At 48.1% G+C, this 5,056-nt stretch carries 8 protein-coding genes; all 8 read left to right on the top strand.

Annotated features, from left to right (window positions below):
• The first annotated feature begins 172 nt into the window (after positions 1 to 172).
• From TY03_RS21295 to TY03_RS21330, 8 genes are read left to right on the top strand one after another with little or no spacing between them, the layout of a single operon-like run.
• On the top strand, positions 173 to 1,177 hold the full coding sequence (locus TY03_RS21295) for an HK97 family phage prohead protease (protein WP_042373721.1): 1,005 nt from the start codon (positions 173 to 175) through the stop codon (positions 1,175 to 1,177).
• Positions 1,178 to 1,200: 23 nt separating this feature from the next.
• Positions 1,201 to 2,193 carry a hypothetical protein gene (locus tag TY03_RS21300; protein ID WP_230202016.1) on the top strand — a complete coding sequence of 331 codons (993 nt, stop codon included), beginning with the start codon at positions 1,201 to 1,203 and terminating at the stop codon, positions 2,191 to 2,193.
• A gap of 47 nt (positions 2,194 to 2,240) precedes the next feature.
• Positions 2,241 to 2,591, top strand: a complete 351-nt coding sequence (locus TY03_RS21305; RefSeq protein WP_042373724.1) for a hypothetical protein — start codon at positions 2,241 to 2,243, stop codon at positions 2,589 to 2,591.
• A 4-nt stretch (positions 2,592 to 2,595) separates the two neighbouring features.
• Positions 2,596 to 2,988, top strand: a complete 393-nt coding sequence (locus TY03_RS21310) for a structural protein P5 (RefSeq protein ID WP_042369727.1) — start codon at positions 2,596 to 2,598, stop codon at positions 2,986 to 2,988.
• Between the two features lie 21 nt (positions 2,989 to 3,009).
• A complete protein-coding gene (locus tag TY03_RS21315; RefSeq protein WP_042369725.1) occupies positions 3,010 to 3,447 on the top strand; it encodes a hypothetical protein in 438 nt (145 codons plus the stop codon).
• Positions 3,407 to 3,736, top strand: coding sequence for a hypothetical protein (locus tag TY03_RS21320; RefSeq protein WP_230202007.1), 330 nt, complete (start codon positions 3,407 to 3,409; stop codon positions 3,734 to 3,736). Before TY03_RS21315 ends, TY03_RS21320 begins: the two co-directional genes overlap by 41 nt.
• A complete protein-coding gene (locus tag TY03_RS21325) occupies positions 3,724 to 4,407 on the top strand; it encodes a BACON domain-containing protein (protein ID WP_052332591.1) in 684 nt (227 codons plus the stop codon). Before TY03_RS21320 ends, TY03_RS21325 begins: the two co-directional genes overlap by 13 nt.
• Before the next feature lie 45 nt (positions 4,408 to 4,452).
• Positions 4,453 to 4,926 carry a hypothetical protein gene (locus TY03_RS21330; protein WP_042373049.1) on the top strand — a complete coding sequence of 158 codons (474 nt, stop codon included), beginning with the start codon at positions 4,453 to 4,455 and terminating at the stop codon, positions 4,924 to 4,926.
• Positions 4,927 to 5,056: the final 130 nt, after the last annotated feature.

The raw sequence follows: 5,056 nt of genomic DNA on the forward strand, positions 1-5,056 counted from the left end.
ATACTGATTTGCTTTATTTTCTTCAAAAGTAGCCTGCTTTTTTCTATTAAAATAATCGGCATGTAATGGTTGTGGTTTTGTCGTAAACGATTGGTTCTAAATATGTAATGACTGAAATTCGATTTGTGAACTTACTTTTTATACCTCATCTTTGCATCAAACAACAGACGATATGAGCAAAACATATACATTCGTAGTACATGATGAAACAGTGAATACTCACGGGTTTCGAATGTTGACCGCAGGGGCCAATCTGGAAGAATTCAATAAAAATCCGGTGGTGCTGTACAATCACGATGACTGGGACTTTCCCATCGGACGGGGAGAGCATATGCGGGTAGAAGGAAGCCGTATCCTGGTCGATATCGTGTTTGACGACGAAGATGAAAAAGGTGCTAAAGTACAAGGAAAGGTTGAACGCGGGTTTATCCGCATGGCGTCTATCGGCGCCTGGCCTCCCGAAGAGGTCTCAAACGATCCTTCTTTGAAGCTACCCGGACAAGAGTTGCCAACGGTGACGAAGTGGACAGTGCGTGAAGTGTCTATCTGTCCCATAGGAAGCAACCACAATGCACTGTGCTTTTACGATCGCGAAAGTAAAAAGCCTATTGACTTGACTGACGTGTCAATCATCAAACTAATGGATTCCAAACAAAGTACTAACCATAAAACAGAAAAGAAGATGAGTTATTTAACCGGATTATTGAAGCTGTCGGACAGTGCATCCGAAACAGCTATTCAGGAAGCCGTGCAAGGACTGATTAAGAACAGGGACGACTTGCAGGTAGAGAATGTTCAACTGAAAGCCTCCAACCAAACCCTACAGGGTAAAGTGGACGGGTTTGAGAGAGCACAAAAAGAGGAGCAGAAAGCAGAAGCCATCAAACTGGTAGATGCAGCCGTGAAAGACGGTCGTATTGACGCCGCGGGGAAAGAGAGCTGGATGGAAGATTTTGTCGAGAATTTCGAGCGCTCCAAAGTTCGCCTGTCGTCTATCTCGGCACGTTCCACTATTGCCGATAAAATCAAAACAGGTGAAGAAGCAAAAGGAGTCATTGCCCTGCGCGACATGAGTTTTGACGAAATCCTGAAACAGGATAAATTGAAGGAACTCAAAAAAGACAAAGAACTCTACCGGGAGAAGTTCTATCAGGCTTATGATAAATACCCGGAGTAATCAATATTAAAAACAACATTCTGATGAAAACAAAATTCGTCCTTTCACTACTGACAGCTTTGCTGTTTAATTTCGCTACCTCAGGGCTCTTTGCCCAGTCAATAGGCGTAGACCACACTACCATGTTCGGCATTCAGATGGCGCTTTCACTCGTACCGTTACATCTGACCGGATGCTTAGCTGATGGACTGAACAAAGAAATTTGGATTCCCGGCATTACAGAAAAGTTTTTCCCTGAATCATCCTTTATCAATGAGGCCCGCAACTTCGATGCCTGGGTAGACAACAATGCCATCAATTTGCAAGAGGCAGGAATCGACCCGCGGGTATTTGTGGATAATGAGGTATATCCGATTCCAATTGTAGTGCGCGAAGATACGCCACAACGTATTGAACTCAAACGATTCGACACGGAGAACACGGTACACATTAACGCCATTGAGATTGAAGAGTCCACCGGAAAGCGTGAAAGTGTGATTGAAGGGCACCGCCGTTCGTTGCAGTTGCAGTTCTCGCAACTGGCCGCCCACAACTGGGCACCGACCAAAGACACGCCATTCACCCCCGTGTTGAAAGCCAAGGGTGAGGCAAGTGCACTTGGAACCGGTTACAAACGGATTACGTATGCCGATATCCTGGCACTCGAAACGGCTTACAACATGATGAGTGTACCCAAAGAGGGTCGTGTACTCGTGTTACATCCTTATCATGTATCCGATTTGCAGTTGCAGGATATGGATATGTATAAAACCTTCTTCTCTACCAACCGTCTCTTCAATTTCAAGGTAGAGATTTATTCGGAAACACCTCGTTTCAATGGAACTACCGGAGTGAAACTGGCTTGGAATGCTCCTGTATCGGCAACGGATGCCATTGCGTCTTTTGCCTACCACAAGGATTCGGTGTGTCGCGCCAAAGGCACAGCCGATATGTACTATCGACTCAATGATCCCGAATACCGTGGTGATATTGTCGGTTTCAATATGTCGCGGTATTGCCTTGCCAATCAACGGTAAATATCTCGGTGCAATTTATTCAACCAAAGCTTAACAAGTAAGAAATTATGAGCTACATTAACATGAAATCGCGGAGAAGTTTTGATTTCTTCGCCCCTTACGATGAGGAAGGTGAACGCTGTGTCACCACCGTTTTTCCCATCGCCATCAAGCGTGAGGTAGTAGATAACAAGCTGGTGCATGACTGCAATCCGACACTGGCGGAAGTGAACAGTGCGACAGCAGTTACTGTCCAAGTAGAGATCACCGTACAGCCGGGGACTATGTTGATCTTAACCAACCGGGGAGCCGGAGCGGCAACAGTGAAAGGCGTGGCGTGTGATGGAAAGAAAGTAACCACATTGATGTGGGACGGAAACGGGTACATCAAACTGGGTGAAAGCGCCATATCGGAGTAAGACTATGAGAGGACTACGTAACAACAATCCGGGCAATATCCGTAAGAGTAAAACCGAGTGGCAGGGGGAAATCATCCCCTCCACCGACTCGGCTTTCAAACAGTTTAAAAGCATGGCCTACGGTTACCGTGCGATGCTCAAGCTGCTGCAAAACTACTCGAAGTTGAACAACTGCCGTACCATCCGCACCATGATCAGCCGGTGGGCACCACCCAGTGAGAACGATACACAAAGCTATATCGCTACGGTGCGAACACTGACGGGGATGGGTGCCGACCATGTGGTAGACATCAACGACAAAGAGACCATGTGCCGCCTGGCGGCTGCCATGAGTCAGGTAGAGAATGGCAAACGGGCTGTCATGGCAGACGTGGAAGCAGGCTGGGAATTATTGTAAAACATCTAAAAAGAAGAAGGCATGTCTACGGATTTAATAATGCAGATACTTCAATGGCTTGTTCCTGTAGGCAGTGCCGGAACCGTTTTAGGATGGATATTCTATCGCGATGTGAGGAAAGCCCGTGAAGCGAAAGAGAAGAATGACATTTACAAGGATATGTACGACAACATATCCGGTACATTAATCGAACTACAGAATGAAAATAAAAGATTGTATAAAGCTGTTCGACAGCTTAATCAAACCATTCAGAAAGCGACCAGTTGCGTGCACTTTGCTGATTGCCCTATGCGCGATGAGTTGCAGAAGTCCGAACGGATTGACCTCGACCCACCGCAGCGACAGTCTGGCAGTCGAAAAAAGATTCGAGCAGAGCCTGGTGCCTGTACCCATGAGCGTGGCGAAGATGGATATACCGATGAACGCTCTTACACAGTTGCCGATCGGGACAGGTTATAACAAGCGTAGCGGACAGGCTTCGTTGGATATCCGACGGGGTGAAGGCGATACACTCACTATAACGGCTACCTGCGACTCACTCGCCAGGGAAGTAATCAGGCTCACCGAAGAGTTGACCCGGATACGGGACGCTACCGAAGTATCAGAAAAGCCTCCTGAGATCGTCAACGAGCCCACCGGATGGCAATGGTTCTGGATTCGGATCGGACAATTATCGGTCGGTGCGGCCGCTTTAATAGCACTTAAAAAGTATATAAACGGAAAAAGTATAAAATTATGGAAAAAGTAAATGACGGACACATCATGCTGCTTGACGAACTAGTCATGGGCGGGAAAACAATTGGTTTGATTTCTCAGGAAGGCATTGACTGGGGAGGCGACAAGCCTACCTATAATAAACTGTTTGCCGCACAGCGTCGGGGTGGCCCGGTAAAGAAGGTACTTGCTACTCCGGGCACCAACATGTTCACCTTCCAGATGATACAACTCCTTGCAGAGAATTGTGTGGCATTGGCAGGTGGTACGGCTACGGGCGATAAATGGGACGCTCCATCGGATGTGGTGACTATCGAAGGGCCTGCACAGATCAAAACGGGAACCGGTCAGTTGATCGATATCAAGATGTTGTCTCTCAACGCGGTTGTACGTGGTAAACTGGGCAACTCGGGTAACCTGTACCTGGATTGTGAGGCGGAAGTAATCACTCCGACAGGCGGTACGTCTCCTTTCTCCATCGGTATGGCAGAGCCTTATGTATCGGTAGATAACAGTACGGTTCAGTTTGTTAAAGCGGGTGGCACCAAAGTGGTACGCATGAGCTCTTCGGGCGCGTTGACAGTATCGGCTGCTCCAGCCGGGTTTACCATCGTTCAGGATGGAAACTTCCTGGTGATCACGGCTGCCGCCAATGACGGATCGACTGTCAAAACAAGGTACCATCACGTTGACGCTGGCAACTGATTCGGCAAAAACAGCAACCATCGAACTTACTCAGGCTAAATAACCATGAGTGAAGTAGAACTCAGAGCAGCCGATATATTGCTCGATGTGGGTGTGGCAATTCCTGTCCGCCCACTTCGATACCTTGGCAGCAAGAAGAAGCCCCGACGGGTGGTGATGCGCGTACCTTGCTATGGTTCAAAGCTTCGGATTGATCGCAAGTACCTCAAAATGGGGGTATCTTATGAGCAGTTGAAGGAAAACACTTTTGAACAGAACATGGAGTTCATGTCGGTTCATGGCAAGGCGGTGAGTGAGATGGTGGCATTGACATTGGTACGTGGCTACCTGAGCGGAATGCTCTTTTGCAAGCCTGTTGCCTGGTGGCTTCGCTGGCGGGTGCATCCCGGGTTTCTGCAAGAGGCTTGGTTTCAGATGCTCAAGCTACTCAACCCAAAGGATTTTATGACTATTATCAGCTCGGCACAGGCGACGAACCTGATGAAACCGAGGCTGAGCCAACCGGAAAAGGGGAGTTAACGGGCCATATGGAAGGTTCCCATAGCCCCTTTGGTATGCTCTGGCAGATTGCATCAGCTACGGGATGGAGCTTGCACCACTTGCTGTGGAAAGTCAATTACCCCACCTTGCTGCTGATGGCCGCCGACGC

Origin of the sequence: Bacteroides neonati (assembly GCF_000499785.1) — a bacterium.
Classification (GTDB): Bacteria; Bacteroidota; Bacteroidia; order Bacteroidales; family Bacteroidaceae; genus Bacteroides; species Bacteroides neonati.

Bases quoted from the DNA above. Each gene is read 5' to 3' on its own strand.
- TY03_RS21315 (WP_042369725.1), top strand. From the start codon at position 3,010: ATGTCTACGGATTTAATAATGCAGATACTTCAATGGCTTGTTCCTGTA.
- TY03_RS21300 (WP_230202016.1), top strand. From the start codon at position 1,201: ATGAAAACAAAATTCGTCCTTTCACTACTGACAGCTTTGCTGTTTAAT.
- TY03_RS21330 (WP_042373049.1), top strand. From the start codon at position 4,453: ATGAGTGAAGTAGAACTCAGAGCAGCCGATATATTGCTCGATGTGGGT.
- TY03_RS21325 (WP_052332591.1), top strand. From the start codon at position 3,724: ATGGAAAAAGTAAATGACGGACACATCATGCTGCTTGACGAACTAGTC.
- TY03_RS21310 (WP_042369727.1), top strand. From the start codon at position 2,596: ATGAGAGGACTACGTAACAACAATCCGGGCAATATCCGTAAGAGTAAA.
- TY03_RS21305 (WP_042373724.1), top strand. From the start codon at position 2,241: ATGAGCTACATTAACATGAAATCGCGGAGAAGTTTTGATTTCTTCGCC.
- TY03_RS21320 (WP_230202007.1), top strand. From the start codon at position 3,407: ATGAACGCTCTTACACAGTTGCCGATCGGGACAGGTTATAACAAGCGT.
- TY03_RS21295 (WP_042373721.1), top strand. From the start codon at position 173: ATGAGCAAAACATATACATTCGTAGTACATGATGAAACAGTGAATACT.